The organism is Cellulosimicrobium sp. SJTW-1, assembly GCF_047716875.1.
Lineage (GTDB): Bacteria > Actinomycetota > Actinomycetes > Actinomycetales > Cellulomonadaceae > Cellulosimicrobium > Cellulosimicrobium funkei.
Genome location: NZ_CP136680.1, coordinates 2,158,975 through 2,174,052, shown reverse-complemented (window position 1 = coordinate 2,174,052; position 15,078 = coordinate 2,158,975). Strand labels below are relative to the sequence as shown.

18 protein-coding genes and 1 tRNA gene are annotated in these 15,078 nt (G+C 75.1%); 14 read left to right on the top strand and 5 right to left on the bottom strand.

Annotation, left to right across the window (positions count from 1 at the left end; genetic code table 11):
- Positions 1-51: 51 nt before the first annotated feature.
- The 10 genes from RSE42_RS09930 to glsA all read left to right on the top strand — a co-directional run bounded on the left by RSE42_RS09930 (position 52) and on the right by glsA (position 7,432).
- Entirely contained in the window at positions 52-696 is a 645-nt protein-coding gene (locus RSE42_RS09930) for a GntR family transcriptional regulator (protein ID WP_415296010.1), read from the top strand.
- The gene (locus tag RSE42_RS09925) at positions 693-2,045 is read left to right on the top strand and encodes an MFS transporter (protein ID WP_415296009.1); all 1,353 of its coding nucleotides are present in this window, start codon (positions 693-695) and stop codon (positions 2,043-2,045) included. Before RSE42_RS09930 ends, RSE42_RS09925 begins: the two co-directional genes overlap by 4 nt.
- A 57-nt stretch (positions 2,046-2,102) precedes the next feature.
- Positions 2,103-2,176: transfer RNA gene (locus tag RSE42_RS09920), tRNA-Pro, on the top strand.
- Positions 2,177-2,272: 96 nt separating this feature from the next.
- The gene (locus RSE42_RS09915) at positions 2,273-2,686 is read left to right on the top strand and encodes a DUF6153 family protein (protein ID WP_144723230.1); all 414 of its coding nucleotides are present in this window, start codon (positions 2,273-2,275) and stop codon (positions 2,684-2,686) included.
- 93 nt (positions 2,687-2,779) lie between these two features.
- Positions 2,780-3,409 (top strand): DUF305 domain-containing protein, encoded by a 630-nt coding sequence (locus RSE42_RS09910; protein WP_415296006.1) that lies wholly within the window; start codon positions 2,780-2,782, stop codon positions 3,407-3,409.
- 343 nt (positions 3,410-3,752) lie between these two features.
- A complete protein-coding gene (locus tag RSE42_RS09905) occupies positions 3,753-4,178 on the top strand; it encodes a hypothetical protein (RefSeq protein ID WP_415296005.1) in 426 nt (141 codons plus the stop codon).
- Positions 4,179-4,203: 25 nt separating this feature from the next.
- Entirely contained in the window at positions 4,204-4,908 is a 705-nt protein-coding gene (locus RSE42_RS09900) for a histidine phosphatase family protein (RefSeq protein WP_415296003.1), read from the top strand.
- Positions 4,909-4,972: 64 nt separating this feature from the next.
- Complete coding sequence (locus tag RSE42_RS09895; RefSeq protein ID WP_034652290.1) at positions 4,973-5,521, top strand: DUF3090 domain-containing protein; 549 nt, start codon at positions 4,973-4,975, stop codon at positions 5,519-5,521.
- Positions 5,522-5,643: 122 nt separating this feature from the next.
- On the top strand, positions 5,644-6,396 hold the full coding sequence (locus RSE42_RS09890) for an SCO1664 family protein (protein WP_144723320.1): 753 nt from the start codon (positions 5,644-5,646) through the stop codon (positions 6,394-6,396).
- 43 nt (positions 6,397-6,439) lie between these two features.
- Positions 6,440-7,432, top strand: coding sequence for a glutaminase A (glsA, locus tag RSE42_RS09885; RefSeq protein ID WP_415296001.1), 993 nt, complete (start codon positions 6,440-6,442; stop codon positions 7,430-7,432).
- 46 nt (positions 7,433-7,478) lie between these two features.
- Here the strand turns inward: glsA and RSE42_RS09880 are convergent, their stop codons facing one another.
- The gene (locus RSE42_RS09880) at positions 7,479-8,243 is read right to left on the bottom strand and encodes an SDR family oxidoreductase (protein WP_396051684.1); all 765 of its coding nucleotides are present in this window, start codon (positions 8,241-8,243) and stop codon (positions 7,479-7,481) included.
- A 100-nt stretch (positions 8,244-8,343) separates the two neighbouring features.
- Here RSE42_RS09880 and RSE42_RS09875 point away from each other — a divergent pair, with 100 nt between their 5' ends.
- Positions 8,344-9,210, top strand: a complete 867-nt coding sequence (locus tag RSE42_RS09875; protein WP_396051681.1) for a helix-turn-helix transcriptional regulator — start codon at positions 8,344-8,346, stop codon at positions 9,208-9,210.
- 4 nt (positions 9,211-9,214) lie between these two features.
- Here RSE42_RS09875 and RSE42_RS09870 read toward each other — a convergent pair whose 3' ends face one another.
- The gene (locus RSE42_RS09870) at positions 9,215-9,595 is read right to left on the bottom strand and encodes a VOC family protein (RefSeq protein ID WP_114553458.1); all 381 of its coding nucleotides are present in this window, start codon (positions 9,593-9,595) and stop codon (positions 9,215-9,217) included.
- Between the two features lie 97 nt (positions 9,596-9,692).
- Here RSE42_RS09870 and RSE42_RS09865 point away from each other — a divergent pair, with 97 nt between their 5' ends.
- Entirely contained in the window at positions 9,693-10,952 is a 1,260-nt protein-coding gene (locus RSE42_RS09865; protein WP_043657815.1) for an AI-2E family transporter, read from the top strand.
- A 19-nt stretch (positions 10,953-10,971) separates the two neighbouring features.
- Here the strand turns inward: RSE42_RS09865 and RSE42_RS09860 are convergent, their stop codons facing one another.
- Positions 10,972-11,349, bottom strand: coding sequence for a hypothetical protein (locus RSE42_RS09860; protein ID WP_415295998.1), 378 nt, complete (start codon positions 11,347-11,349; stop codon positions 10,972-10,974).
- A gap of 103 nt (positions 11,350-11,452) precedes the next feature.
- Here RSE42_RS09860 and RSE42_RS09855 point away from each other — a divergent pair, with 103 nt between their 5' ends.
- Complete coding sequence (locus tag RSE42_RS09855) at positions 11,453-12,058, top strand: DUF4334 domain-containing protein (RefSeq protein WP_415295996.1); 606 nt, start codon at positions 11,453-11,455, stop codon at positions 12,056-12,058.
- On the opposite strand, the gene RSE42_RS09850 is transcribed toward RSE42_RS09855, so the two are convergent.
- Entirely contained in the window at positions 12,022-13,215 is a 1,194-nt protein-coding gene (locus RSE42_RS09850) for an NAD(P)/FAD-dependent oxidoreductase (RefSeq protein WP_415295995.1), read from the bottom strand. The genes RSE42_RS09855 and RSE42_RS09850 overlap by 37 nt on opposite strands.
- A gap of 95 nt (positions 13,216-13,310) precedes the next feature.
- The gene (locus RSE42_RS09845; RefSeq protein WP_415295993.1) at positions 13,311-14,504 is read right to left on the bottom strand and encodes a helix-turn-helix transcriptional regulator; all 1,194 of its coding nucleotides are present in this window, start codon (positions 14,502-14,504) and stop codon (positions 13,311-13,313) included.
- 135 nt (positions 14,505-14,639) lie between these two features.
- On the opposite strand from RSE42_RS09845, the gene RSE42_RS09840 reads away from it, so the two are divergent.
- The gene (locus RSE42_RS09840) at positions 14,640-15,056 is read left to right on the top strand and encodes a VOC family protein (RefSeq protein ID WP_415295991.1); all 417 of its coding nucleotides are present in this window, start codon (positions 14,640-14,642) and stop codon (positions 15,054-15,056) included.
- The last annotated feature ends 22 nt before the right edge of the window (positions 15,057-15,078 follow it).

The window sequence follows — 15,078 nt, the reverse complement described above, 5'->3', positions numbered from 1 at the left end:
GGAGAGCGTTTGCGGTCGATGTCGTGCACACGATAGATGCATCATGTATCTATGCCACGCACCACCAGCGCTTCTGCCACGGAACAGGCGTACCGGCACGTGAAGTCCATCGTCCTCGACGGGAGGCTGCCCGGCGGGTCCATGACGAGCGAGGGCGAGATCGCCGAACAGCTCGGCGTGAGCCGCACGCCGGTCCGGGAGGCGTTCCTGCGCCTGGAGGCCGAGGGCCTGCTCCGGCTCTACCCGAAGCGCGGCGCGCTCGTCGTGCCGGTCGCGCCCGGCGAGGCCGACGACGTCCTCGACGCGCGCCTGCTCGTCGAGACGCACGCCGCCCAGTCCGTCGTCCGCCTGCCCGACACCGAGCTCGCCACCCTCGTCGCGCTCCTGCGCGACCTCGTCACGGCTCAGGAGGCCGCCGTCGCTGACGGGGACGTCGCGGAGTGCGCGACGCTCGACGCGCGGTTCCACCAGGAGATCGTCGCGGCCGGGGGCAACGCGCTGCTCACCACGTTCTTCGTGAGCCTGCGCGAGCGTCAGCAACGGATGGTCGCGCACAGCGTCCGGTGGGACCCGGGCCGTGCGACGACGTTCGTCGCCGGGCACCGCGCGCTCGTCGACGCGCTCGAGGTGCGCGACACCCGCACCTACAAGCGCCGCGTCCAGCGCCACCTCGAGGACGCGAGGGCCGGCCTGTGAGCGCGGCTGCCTCGGACCCCACGAGCGAGGCCTCCGCGCCGGGGGCGAGCGCCGCCGTCGGACCGCGGGCGTGGCTCGCCGTCGCGGCGGTGATGTTCGCCGTCGCGTGGGGCGGCAACGAGTTCACGCCCCTGCTCGTCATGTACCGCGAGGTCGGGCACTTCTCCGCGGTGACCGTCGACGCGCTGCTCGCCGCCTACGTGCTCGGGATCGTCCCCGCGCTCCTGCTCGGCGGACCGCTCTCCGACCGGTACGGGCGCCGCCCGCTGCTCCTGCCCGCCGCGCCGATCGCGCTCGTCGGGTCCCTCGTGCTCGCGGCGGGGGAGTCGTCCGCCGCGCTGCTCGCGACAGGGCGCGTCCTGTGCGGCGTCGCGCTGGGCCTCGTCATGGCCGTCGGCACCACCTGGGTCAAGGAGCTCAGCGACGCGGCCGCCCACGCGTCCGGCGTGCCCGACGGCGGCTCCGGCGCCCGCCGCGCGGGCCTCGCCCTCACGCTGGGCTTCCTCGTCGGCGCCGGCGTCGCAGCGGTGCTCGCCCAGTGGGCGCCCTGGCCTACGCACACCGCCTACCTGCTGCACGCGGCGCTCGCCGTCGCGACCGGCGTCTGGCTGCTGGGCGTCCCGGAGACGCGCGTCGTGCCCGACGGCGGAGCCCGGGGCCGGCTGCGCGACGACCTGCGCGTGCCGGCGGTCGCGCACCGGCGGTTCCTGCGCGTCGTCGTGCCCGTGGCCCCCTGGGTGTTCGGGTGCGCCGGCAGCGCCTACGCCGTGCTGCCGGGCCTCGTGTCCGCCAGCGCGGGCAGCGCGCCCATCGCGTTCTCCGGGCTCATGACCGTGCTCGGCCTCGGCTGCGGAGTCGGCATCCAGGTGCTCGGCCGCCTCATCGACACCCGGCACAGCGCGCGGGCGTCCGTCGTGGCGATGTCCATCGTCGTCGTCGGCATGGGCTTCGGCGCCTACGCCTCGGCGCGGCTCGACCTCCCGACGGCGCTCGTCGCCGCCATGGTCCTCGGGGCCGGCTACGGGCTCGCGCTCGTCGCCGGGCTCAGCGAGGTCCAGCGCATCGCGACGCCCGACGACCTCGCCGGCCTGACGGCCGTCTACTACTCGCTCACCTACATCGGGTTCTGCGTGCCCGTGGCGCTCGCGGCGCTGTCCGTGCGGTGGACGTACGCGCAGATGTTCCTCGGCGGCCTGGTCATCGCCGCCGTCTGCCTGGTGATCGTCGCGAGCGCGTGGCGCGCGCACCTGCCGACGGGGGAGCGGGACGCCGCGGCGACCTCCGGCGAGACCGACCGCACAGCCCCGACCGGGGCAAACGGTGCGCTGGAGGCGTCACGGATGGGGTAGAGTATCCGAGGCTTCACGGGGTCCGATCCGGTCGGATCTGGCTCGGTGATCCAGCCACGGGCTGTGGCGCAGCTTGGTAGCGCACTTGACTGGGGGTCAAGGGGTCGCAGGTTCAAATCCTGTCAGCCCGACACACGAAGAGGGACCGGCACCTGTCGGTCCCTCTTCTCGTCGTGCCGTGACCGGACCGGGTGGCCGCTTGCTAGGGTGGCGGCGACATGCAGCTCATGGCCGCACTCCGTTCGCTGCTCGCCGGGCGCCGGCGAGGCCTTTCGGGTGCCCTGCTGATCGCTGCGCTGCTTCTCGGCGTCGTGACGATGCACGCGATGAGCGGGTCGTCGACGGCCCACGTCGGGCCTGCGGCGGTCATCGCCGAGACGAGCCACCCCGCGGGTGCACCGGTGGCCGACGACGGCCCCGGGCACCACGAGCAGGGTGGCTGCCTCGACTGCGGCGGGCACGAGATGGCGTCGGCCATGTGCCTCATGGTGCTGGTCGTGCTGCTCGCCCTCGTGCGCCCCGGGCGCGGCCTCCTGGCACGCCTCACCCCCGTCTGGTCCCGCCTCGTCGAACCGGGGCGCGCTCAGCCCTTCGTCGGCCTCGCGCCGTCGCTGCACCTTCTCGGAATCTCTCGGACGTAGGAGCCGCACGCCGTCGACGCACCCTGCGTCGACCGATACGCCCCGCACCGGGGCGCATGTGGTTCCTGAGTACCGAGACGAGAGGTCTGTCCCATGAAGTTCAAGAGTGTGCTGGTGCCGGCGATCGCGCTGGTGACCGTCGCGAGCCTGGCGGCGTGCTCGACCGACGACGAGCCCGGGAGCGGGGCGGCGCCGTCGTCCGCCACGACCGGGGCCGAGGAGCAGGACGGCACGGCGGAGGGCGGCACGTTCAACGACCAGGACGTGATGTTCGCCCAGATGATGATCCCGCACCACGAGCAGGCGATCGAGATGTCCGACGTCATCCTGGCCAAGGACGGTGTCGACCCTGAGGTCACGGATCTGGCGAACCAGATCAAGGACGCCCAGGGCCCGGAGATCGAGCAGCTGACCACGTGGCTGGAGGAGTGGGGCTCCCCGATGGAGGAGTCCGGCGGCATGGACCACGAGGCCATGGGCCACGGGTCGATGGACGGGATGATGAGCGAGGAGGACATGCAGGCCCTGGACGCCGCGCAGGGCGCGGAGGCGGGGCAGCTGTTCCTCGAGCAGATGATCGTCCACCACGAGGGTGCCGTCGAGATGGCGCAGACCCAGGTCGACGAGGGCGAGAACGCGGACGCGGTCGCGATGGCACAGGAGATCGTCGGGACCCAGCAGGCCGAGATCTCCACCATGGAAGACCTGCTCGCCTCGAGCTGATCCCGCCCCGCGGGGCGTGCGCACCGACGTGCGCGCGCCCCGCGGCCCATGCCGGAGGGTCGAGCAGCGCGCCGAACGTGCACGGCGTTCAGGTCGTGCGCGGCGACCCTTCACTGCTCATCGGAGCCAATTTCGGGGGTTCGAACCCAGGGCAAGCCGATCCAGGACGGCGTCAGGCCGGTCGAGCGAGCGGGCCCTCCCCTCAGGCATATACCCTTACCGGGTATATGCGGCGGTGGGCCGCGGGTTCCGCCAGCACGACAGGAAGTAGGACAGCCAGGATGTCCCGAGCACATCGCAGCGGGCACGGCGCGACGGCGGTTCGTGACCGAGGTTTTGGCGCGTGACGGCGTCGATCCCGACCGACGAGCGGGGGCGTCGTCCCCGCCCGGCGCGCACGGTGCCCGGCATCACGGCGTGCGGGCTGTGCGCGGGGGAGACGCTGGGCGCGACCGACACCCGCCCGGGCGGACAGCTCGAGCGTCTGCGCCGGATCGCCGAGAGCGGGGACGCGCGCCTGACGGTCGTCGACTGCCTCGACGCGTGCGAGCGCGGGGACGTCGTCGTGGTGCGGCCGGTGCCCTCCGCGCGCGCCGCCGGCCCCGCCTGGTTCGAGCAGCTGGCGGGCGACGAGCTCACCGCCGCCCTGCACTCCTGGATCCGCGCGGGCGGGCCGGGCCTGGCGCCCCTGCCCGACCAGCTGGCCCCGCGGGTGATCTCGACCCAGGCCGAGGTACCACCGCCCCCGGACGTCGCCGCCACGGGGTGAGGGCCCTGTCGCCTACGCTCGGGGCATGCCGACCGTCCTGCTCGTCCGTCATGGCCGCACCACCGCGAACGCGAGCGGCATCCTCGCCGGGCGGGCCGACGGCGTCGCGCTGGACGCCGTCGGGCGTGACCAGGCGGCCCGGGCGGCCGAGCGCGTCGCGGGCGTGCCGCTCGTGCGGGTCATCACCAGCCCGCTGGAGCGGTGCCGGCAGACCGCGCAAGCCGTGCTCGACCACCAGGCGGACGACCCGGAGTCGTTGACCGAGCACGGGATCACCGAGTGCGACTACGGGCAGTGGCAGGGGCGTGCGCTGAAGGACCTCGCCCAGGAGCCGCTGTGGTCGGTCGTGCAGGCGCAGCCGTCCGCGGCCGTCTTCCCGGGCGGCGAGTCGATGGCCGCGATGCAGGCCCGGGGCGTCGAGGCGGTCCGGCGCCACGACGCGGAGGTCGCCGCCCGTCACGGCGCGGACGCGGTGTGGGCGGCGGTCTCGCACGGCGACGTCATCAAGTCCGTGCTCGCCGACGCGCTGGGGGTGCACCTGGACCTCTTCCAGCGCATCGTCGTCGGCCCGGCGTCGATCTCCGTCGTCCGGTACGGGCCGCACCGCCCGGAGGTCGTGGCAGTGAACACCGACGCGGGCGACCTCTCCTGGCTGCGCAGCGCGGCGCCCGCGGGCGACGCGCCGGTGGGCGGCGGCGCAGGGCCGGGCCAGGCCGACGCCGCGCGGTAGCCGGGCCGACGTCCGACCCGTGGCCGTCCCGTGCGGACGGGCCGTGCGCTCGTAGAGTGAGGGCATGCCCACTCTCGTCCACGAGTACGACTGGCCGGACCGCGTCGTCGTGGGGACCGTCGGGTCGCCCGGTTCCCGCACGTTCTACCTGCAGGCGCGCGAAGGCACGCGGACGACGAGCGTCGCGCTCGAGAAGGAGCAGTCCGCCGTCCTGGCGGACACGATCCAGCGCCTGCTGGACGAGCTCATGGAGGAGCCCGACAACCGGTACAGCGTCCCCGCCGACGTCCCGGCCGAGCTCGTCGACGACGACCCGCTGGACCTCCCGGTCGAGGAGGAGTTCCGCACGGGCGCGATGCGCCTGACCTGGGACCCGCGCACGGCGCAGGTCATCGTCGAGGCGTTCCCGCTCGTGGACGACGACGACCTCGACCCCGAGGCCGACGAGCCGGAGCCCGCCGAGTCGCTCCTCGTCAAGATGCCCGTGGGGACGGCCCGCGCGTTCGCGCAGCGCACGCGCGCCGTCGTGAGCGCGGGCCGCCCCCTGTGCCCGCTGTGCGGCCGGCCGGTCGACCCCGACGGCCACGAGTGCGCGCTGCCCGGCGAGGCGTGACGACCCCGCACGACGACGCCGCCGCGCCGTCCGACGTCGACCCCGCTGTCTCGCCGCCCGGCCTCGGCCCTGCCGTCCCGCCTTCCGGTCTCGACCCTGCCGGCACCCCGCTCGACGCCGCCCTGACCGAGGGTCCGCTCGACGTCGTCGGGCGGATCCGCGCCGCGTCGAACGCGACGTTCCTCGCCCGGCTGGGTGACGTCTCGGTCGTGTACAAGCCGGTCGCGGGCGAGAAGCCGCTGTGGGACTTCCCGGACGGCACGCTCGCGGGCCGCGAGGTCGCCGCGTACCTCGTCTCGGAGGTGTTCGGCGGGGGAGTCGTGCCGCGCACGTGGCTGCGCGACGGGCCGCTCGGTCCGGGCATGGTGCAGCTCTGGCAGGACGTCGACGCGGCACAGTCGCCCGTCGACGTCGTGCCCACCGACGAGGTGCCGCCCGACGGCGTGCGGACGGTGCTGGAGGGCGTCGACGAGGACGACCGCCCGGTGAGCGTCGTGCACGAGGACTCGCCGGCGCTGCGGCGCATGGCGGTGCTCGACGCCGTCGTGAACAACGCCGACCGCAAGGGCGGGCACGTGCTGCCGCTGGCGGACGGGCGGCGCCTCGGCGTCGACCACGGCGTCACCTTCCACGTCGAGCCCAAGCTGCGCACCGTGCTCTGGGGCTGGCTCGGTGAGCCCCTCGCCGACGACGAGCTCACGGGCGTCGAGCGCGTGCGCGCGGGCCTCGACGGCGACCTCGCCCACCGCCTGCGCGGTCTCCTCGCACCCGACGAGGTGGCCGCCCTCGCGGAGCGCTGCGACCGGCTGCTGCGCACGGCACGGTTCCCCGCACCGGAGGGCGACATGCCCGCCGTCCCGTGGCCGCTGTTCTGACCTCCCGGGCGAGCGGCACGCGCCCCGGGTAGCGTCACGACGGATGAGCCATCTCCCCGACCCGTGGGTCTCCACCGGTACCCTGCCCGGGCGCGACGTCGTCGAGGCCGCTCTCGACGACGCGTACGAGCGCTTCCGCGACCTCGACGAGGGCACGGTCATCGAGGACGTCCCGGCGCTCGCGGGTGCGGAGCCGGACCTGTTCGGTGTGGTCTTCACCGACACGGCGGGTGCGGAGCACGCGCGCGGCGACGTGCGCCACCGGTTCTCGATCCAGTCGATATCGAAGGCGTTCGTGTACGCGTTCGTCTGCCAGGAGATCGGGCACGACGCCGTGCTGGAGCGGGTCGGCGTCGACAACACGGGCGTGCCGTTCGACTCGGTCCTGGCCATCGAGCACGGCGAGGGGCACCCGATGAACCCGATGGTCAACGCGGGCGCGCTCGCGACGACGGGTCTGGTCCCCGGCGACACGGACGACGCCCGGTGGGACTTCCTCGTGCACGGTCTGTCGCGGTTCGCCGGGCGCGCCCTCGACGTCGACGAGGAGGTCTACCGGTCCGAGTCCCGGACGAGCCGGCACAACGAGGGGCTCGCCTCGCTGCTCGCGAGCCACGGGCGACTGCACGGTGACCCCGGGGCCGTCGTCGATCTCTACACCCGGCAGTGCGCGCTGCGCGTCGACGCCCACGACCTCGCCGTCATGGGCGCCACGCTCGCCAACGGCGGCGTCAACCCGTCGACCGGCGAGCGCGTGGTCGAGGCGGGCATGGCCCGCGACGCGCTCAGCGTGGTGGCCTCGACGGGCATGTACGAGAGGTCGGGCGAGTGGCTCTTCGAGGTCGGGGTGCCGGCCAAGAGCGGCATCTCCGGGGGCATCGTCATGATGTCGCCGGGGAAGGGCGCGGTGGCGGCGTTCTCCCCGCGGCTCGACGACGCGGGGAACTCCGTGCGCGGCCGCCGCGCGGGCGCCCTCCTGTCGCGCGCTCTCGGGCTCGACCTCTTCGCGTCCCGGCCCGCTGGTACGCGCTCCTGACCAGGCTCCCGCGTCGCCCGTCCTGCGCCGTCACGGACCAGCCCGCTCAGCGCCCGTGGGGGTCGGACGCGTTCAGGGTCCGCACGACGTCGTCGTAGTCGCCGCGTGCCTCGCCGAACCGCAGGAACTTCACGCGCTCGACGAGGATCTCGTGCGCGTCGGGCTGCGTGCGCAGCAGCTCGACGACCTCGGTGACGAACTCGTCCAGCGGCATGGCGATCGCGCTCTCGCGCTGACCCGGCATGAGGTCGGTCGCCACCGACGGTGGGACGAGCTCGACGACGTCGACGCTCGTGTCGGCGAGCTGGAGCCGCAGCGCCTCGCTGAGCATGTGGATCGCGGCCTTCGACGCGTCGTACGTCGGCGTGGCCGCGAGCGGAGCGAACGCCAGCCCGGACGACACGGTGACGATCGTCGCGCGCGGCCGGGTCTGCAGGTGCTCGACGAACGCGCCGACGAGCCGGATCGGGCCGAGCACGTTGGTCGTGACGATCTGCTCCGCGGTGTCGAGGAAGCCCTCGGGGTGGTGCCAGTCCTCGGTGCGCATGATGCCGGCCATGGTGACGAGCGTGTCGAGGTCGGGGTGGCGGTCGAGGACCTCCTTCGCGGCCGTGGCGATGCTCTCGGGGTCGGTGGTGTCGATGCGCACGGTGTCGAGACCGGGGTGCTCGACGGCGATCCGCTCCAGGAGGTCGGTGCGGCGCCCGCCGACGACGACGGTGCTGCCCTGCTCGTGCAGCGCGACCGCGAGCGCCAGCCCGATGCCGCTCGTCGCGCCGGGGATGAAGACGGTGCTGCTCGTGATGTCCATGCCTCGATCCTGGGCGCCGTGCACGCGGCGCGGCAGAGTCCGGTGGACGGGGGACCGGCGATCCCTGGCACGGGCGCCGCGCACCCCGGACGATGGGCGCATGGACCGCGCCGCGCTCGCCGACTTCCTCCGCCGTCGCCGGGAGGCGCTGCAGCCGGGCGACGTGGGACTCCCGGCCGGGCTGCGCCGTCGGGCACCGGGCCTGCGCCGCGAGGAGGTGGCGCAGCTCGCGCTGATGTCGACGGACTACTACACGCGCCTGGAGCAGCAGCGCGGGCCGCAGCCGAGCACGCAGATGCTCGCGTCGATCGCGCGGGCGCTGCGCCTGTCCGACGACGAGCGCGACTACCTCTACCGGGTCGCCGGGCACGGGGTGCCCGACCGGGCGACCGATCCCGGGCACGTGGCTGCCGCGCTGCAGCGCGTCCTCGACCGCCTGGACGACACCCCGGCGCTGATCCTCGACCCGCTCGCACAGACACTCGCGCAGAACGACCTGGCGCGCGCGCTCTACGGCGACGCGTCGGCGTACTCGGGGTGGGACCGCAGCGAGATCTACCGGTGGTTCGCCCACCCGACGACGGCGCGGGCGATCTACCCGGCCGACGACCGGGACCGGCAGGGCCGCGCGCTCGTCGCGAGCCTGCGGTCGGCCGTCGCGGTGCTGGGTGCGTCGTCGCGCGCGGGCGAGCTGGTGCGGGTCCTGTCCCGCACGAGCCCGGAGTTCGTGGCGCTCTGGGACCGGCAGGAGGTGGCGCGCCGGTTCGTGGACCACAAGACGCTCGTGCACCCCGTGGTCGGGGAGATCGAGGTGGACTGCCAGGCGCTCACCACGGAGGACCAGCTCCAGGTGCTCCTCGTGCTCACGGCGGCGCCGGACACGGAGGCGGCGGACAGGATCCGCCTGCTCGGGGTCGTGGGCACGCAGGACCTCGCGGTGCCGTCACCCGGCCCGCAGCCCTCCTGACGCCTCAGGGGTCGAGGCGCCGGCGCAGCAGGCAGAACACGTTCCCCTCGGGGTCGGCGAGGACGTGCCACGGCTCGTCGCCCGTCTGGCCGACGTCGGCGGGCCGCGCGCCGAGGGCGAGGAGCCGCTCGAGCTCGGCGTCCTGGTCGCGGTCCGTGGGGTTGACGTCGAGGTGCAGCGGGAGCTTGCCGGAGCGCGGGTCGGTGCTCGGGCTGAGGATGAGGGTCGGCTGCGGGCCGCCGAACCCGACGTCGGGCGGGCCGATCTCGATCGACCCGTCCTCCTCGCGGTCGAGCTCGACGTAACCGAGCACGTCGCACCAGAACCGGGCGAGCAGCTCCGGGTCGGTGCAGTCGAGGACCAGCTCGCTGATGCGGGACGCCATGCCTCGCAGCCTACGGGGCGCCCCGTCCCGGCACCCGGCGGGTGACGCCCGATCGTGGCACCCTGGCCGTCACACGTGCGGTGAGAGAGGGAGCGGGATGGGTCTGGGCAGACGGCGGTCGGGCAAGCGGGCGGACGAGCGCGCCGGGGAGGCTCCCGCCGCGGAGCGGGTCGCCGTCGCGGAACGTGCCGCTGGCGGGGAGACGGACGCCGCCGCGGACCGGGCCGGCGCCGTCGAGCCCGCGCGGCCGGCGGGGGCGTCCGCGCTCTGGTCGGACGGCCTCGGTCGCGCGGGCACGCGCTCGGTGCAGGTGCTCGCCCTGGTCGCGCTCGTCGCCGTCGCGGTGTTCGCCGTGACGCGGCTGACGCTCATCGTCATCCCCGTCCTCATCGCGCTCGTGCTCGCCGCGGCGATCTCGCCGCTCGTCGGCCTGCTCCGGCGCAAGGGCGTGCCGTCGTTCCTGGCGACGGTCGTGGCGCTGCTCGCGCTCGTCGTCGTGCTCGGCGTGGTGGTGTGGCTCGTCGCGGCGGCGGTCGTCAAGCAGTGGCCGGAGCTGCGCGACCAGGCGGTCGAGGGCTTCGACGAGCTCCAGACCTACGTGCAGAACCTGCCGTTCGACATCACCGAGGAGCAGATCGCCTCGGTGCGCGACTCGCTCGTCGGCCTGCTCCAGTCCGACGCGGTCGGCGCCGGGGCGCTCGCGGGCGCCTCCCAGACGGTCGACTTCGTCGCCGGGTTCTTCGTGATGATCGTCGTGCTGTTCTTCTTCCTCAAGGACGGCCCGGCGATCTGGGAGTTCCTGTTGCGTCCGTTCGAGGGCGCCCGGTACGCGCGCGGGCAGCGCATCGGCGAGACGACGGTCCGCACCCTCGGCGGCTACGTGCGCGGGACGGCGATCGTCGCCGCGGTGGACGCCGTCGCGATCGGCATCGGCCTCGCGATCGTCGGGGTGCCGCTGGTCCTCCCGCTGTCCGTGCTCGTGTTCCTGCTCGCGTTCATCCCGCTCGTGGGGGCCACGCTCGCGGGCGTCCTGTGCGCGCTCGTCGCGCTCGTCGCCGTCGGGCCGGTCGAGGCGCTCATCGTGGTCGCGATCGTCATCGCGGTGAACCAGCTCGAGGGCGACCTGCTCCAGCCCGTCGTCATGGGCCGCACGCTGCGCCTGCACCCGCTCGTGATCCTCATCGCCCTCACCGCGGGCACCGTGCTCGCGGGCCTCACGGGCGCCGTGCTCGCCGTGCCCATCGCGGCGTCGATCTGGCGCGCGATCCAGGTCTGGGACGGCCCCGACCTCCCCGCGCGGTTCGCGCGCCAGAAGCGGCACGAGACCGTGGACGGCGCGCCGGCGTCGTCGTCCTGACGGCGGGCGCTGGGCGGGCTCACGCCCTGGCGGTCCCCGCGCGCGCCCAGAGGGCGGCGAACTCCGCCCCGTCGATCGGGTGGACGTCGCCGGTCCCGGCGAGGTCGTCGTCGCCGAACGGCTGGTCCGTGAGGAACCCCGCGTCGTCCTCGACGACCTCGTCGTACGCGTACCGGCGCCAGGTCCCGTCCTCCAGCCCCACGACCTGTCGCACGGCGACCACCTCGCCCGCGAGCGGCACGCACGCCCACGCGTAGGCCCGCCCGTCGAGCTCGCGCCCGCTCGCGAGGTAGCACCAGCGGTCCGCGTGGTCGGCCGCGCGGCGGAGCATCGCGACGCTCCGGGCGAGCGCGTGCGCCGCGGCGTCCTGGTCGGTCTCGATGTCGCCGTGCTGCACGGGGACCAGTGTGTCACCGCGGGGGGCGGCACGACGGGCGTCGTCCCGCGCCGCGCGCGAGGATCGGGACGACGGTCCCGCCCGGACGACCGAGGAGCGACGCATGGCCGACCCCGACGCCCCGCAGCAGGTGCGCGCGCCGTCCGGCACGCTCGACGACCTCGCGCGCGGCACGACGACGGCCGGGGCGCTCGCGTTCTTCGACGGCCTCGCGCCCGTCGACGGCGAGTCGCTCCCGGGGTTCTGGTGGGGCTCCGGGCTGCCGACGGGGCACGTGCTCGACGGCGCGCTCGAGGCGCTGGGCTGGGCGGGCAAGCGGTTCGAGCCCGGCGGCGACGCGCACCCCCTCCTGTTCGACGGCGCGGGCGGCGGCCTCGTGGACGTCAACCCCGCGTTCGTGCCGCTCCCGCTCGTGCTGCGGGCGGCCCCGGCGCTGCGCCGACCGCCGGTCGCCCGGGTCGTGCGGGCGTTGCTGCCGCTCACCCGGACGCGGTCGCCCCGGGCGCGGGTGCGCGCCGTCGTGCACCGGGGCGTGGTGACCGCGGCGATGACCTACGACGCGCTCCCGGTCGATGACGCGCTGCGCGCCGTCGACGACGACACGCTCGTCGGGTGCATGGAGGCGCGCGGCATGGGCCGCCCGTTCTTCTTCGTGCTGCGGCGTGCCGCGGGTCAGGACACCTTGCCCTGGAGCAGCCGCCGCCAGTAGATCGTGGGCTGCAGGTAGCGGTCGAACAGCAGCAGGCTGCGGCGCGGGCGCGCGAGGTCGACGACGCCGAACCCCGGGTCGGGCCGACGGTCCCGGTCGAACTCCGCGAGGAGGAGGCGGTCGCGCGACGTCGTGACGGGCGCGACCGAGTAGCCGTCGTAGCGCTGCATCGGGGTGCCGCGCCGTCGGGCCTGGATGTTGCGCGCCACGACGGGCACCTGCCGGCGCAGGGCGCCGCCCGACGGCATCGCGTCGACCGCCGCGGCGTCTCCGAGCCCCCAGACGCACGGGTGCGCGACGTGCTGGAGGGTCTCGGGGTCGACCGCGACGAACCCGTCGCTCTCGGGGGTCGCGAGCCCGCTCGCGGCGACCCATGCCGGGGCGCGGTGCGGCGGCGCGACGTAGAGCGCGTCGTAGGAGACCTCGTCGGTCCCGTGCGGCCCGCGGAGCCGGACGGTGCGGTGGGTCGCGTCGACGGACACGAGCGACGTCGCGGTGCGCACCCGCACGCCGTAGCGCCGGGCGGCGGCGCGCAGCGCGGGCTCCGCGCGCGGGTCGTCGACGAGGCGCGGCGACTCGACCGCGAGCTCGATCCGGATCGCGTCGAGGACGCCGGTGCGGCGCCAGTGGTCGGCGGCGACGAACAGCGGCTTGAGGCCCACGGGGAAGCACGGCACGTGCCGCGCCGAGATCGCGAACACCACCGTGCCGGAGGTGAGCGACGACAGCATCTCCCACGTCTTCGGCGCGAGGTCGGGCAGGTAGCTCGTCGCGGCGAACGGCGTGCCCATCGCCTGCTCGGCGCCGGGCACGGCGTCCCAGTCGACCTCCGACCCCGGGCAGACCGCGAGGTCCCCGTAGCCGAGGGTGCGCCCGCCCGCGAGGTGCACGAGCGAGCGCTCGGGGTCGACGCCGACGACGCGGTCGGGGTAGACGCGCACGCCGTCGGGCACGACGTCCTCCTGCGGCCGGGTGAGGTCGTCGAGGGTCGCCATGCCCGACGCGACGTAGGAGAGCAGCGGCCGGTACTGGTGCGTGGTCCGCGGGTCGACGACGGCGACGTCGGGGCAGCCGTCGCGGCGCAGGCGCCCGGCGAGCGAGAGCCCGGCGTTGCCGCCGCCGAGGACGAGCACGTCGTGGCGTGCCGGTGCGCTCATGGCGGGTCCGATCTGCCGGGGGCGGGTCGCTCCACGCTACGGCCGGGTCAGTGGGCTCGCCTCGCCGACGGCGCAGCGTCTCGGGTGCGCCGGGGTCACCGCCCGGCGACTGCGCCGAGGCGCCGGGCGACGGCGTCGCACGCGGCGACGAGGTCGGCCGGGCCCGCGGCGAGCACGTCGGCGTCGAAGGCCGCGACCCGGGCCGCGAGCGCCACCCACGACCACGACCCGAGCGTGACCCGGCAGTGCTCCGCGCCCACGGCCTCGACCGTGCCGTCCTCGACGAACGGCGCGACCGCGCGTGCCGGGGCGGCGAGCTCGGCCCAGCCCTGGCACGGCCACCGCGCGGCCGGTGTCTCCCGGGCTTCCGGGTTCCTGGACGTCACCGCCGCGCCCGAGGCCTGCTGCGCCGCGCTGCCCGTCGCCGTGCTTCCTGTCGCCGTGCTGCCGGCGGACGGCACAGGGCCCGCGACGGCGCCCGCGACGGCGCCCGTGAAGCGCGCCGCGACGAACGCGCCGACGTCGCCGCCGGGCACCTCGCGCGCGACGAAGCGTGGTCCCGTCGGCGTGCGCGGCGTCATCCGGTCGAGCCGGAAGGTGCGCCAGTCGTCACGGTCGAGGTCCCACGCCACGGCGTACCAGCGCCCGTCGTGCACGACGACGTGGTGCACCTCGGCGCGGCGGGGCGGCCGGGGGCCGGTGCGCGGGTCGTCGGGCTGCACCGTCCCGGATGCCGCGCCGGGGCTCGCGTCCGGGTTCGCGTCGGGGGTCGCCTCCGGTGGCGCGTCGAGCGCCACGGTCGCGTAGTCGAAGCGCAGCACCTCCCGGCGGCGCGCCGCCGCGCTCACGGCGAGCAGGACGTCGAGGTCGACCCGGACAGCCGGGCGCCCAGGTGTCGGGGCGACGGTCGTGACGTCGACCGCGTCGACGCGGTGCCGCAACCGGGCGGGCAGCACCTGCCGGACCGTCGTGAGCGCCCGGACGGACGCCTCCGCGAGGTCGTCGCCGACGCCGCTCGCGGTGACCGTCCGCAGCCCGACGGCCAGGGCCACGACCTGCTCGTCGTCGAACAGGAGCGGCGGGAGCTCGGCGCCCGCGTCGAGGCGGTACCCGCCCACGCGTCCGCGCGTCGCCACGACCTGGTAGCCGAGCTCGCGCAGGCGGTCGACGTCGCGCCGGACCGTACGGGCGTCGACGCCGAGGCGGGCGGCGAGCTCGGGCCCCGTGCGGTCCGGGCGCGCCTGGAGCAGCGCGAGCAGCAGGAGGGTGCGGCGCGACGTCTCGGTCATGGCTCCATGGTCCCGCAGAATGCGGACACCGTCCGTCCTGATGGAGCGCGAGAGTCGTGGGGTGCGCACGGGTCGTCGGCCCGGCGCACGGCCCTCGGCGACCGCCGCGGGCCCCGAGCCTCCCGAGGAGAGCCCATGTCCGTCCAGACCACCCCGCACCTCAACTTCCGCGGCGACGCCCGTGCCGCGCTCGAGCTCTACCGGTCCGTGTTCGGGGGCGAGCTCGTCGTCACGACGTACGGCGACCTCGGCCAGACGGCCGACCCGGCGGCCGCCGACCTCGTCGTCTGGGGCCAGGTCAGCGCGCCGAGCGGGTTCCGCGTCATGGCCTACGACGTCCCCGCCGACCGGCCGTGGAGCCCGGGCGAGGCGCCGTTCTTCGTGTCCGTGCGCGGCGACGACGTCGAGGAGGTCCGCCGCTACTGGGACGCGCTCGTCGACGGCTCGACCGTCGTCGCGCCGCTCGCGTCGTCCGACTGGGCGCCGGCATACGGCATGCTCACCGACCGCTTCGGCGTGACCTGGGTCCTGGACGTCGCAGCGCCCCGCTGACCCTGGGCCACCGGCCACCGGC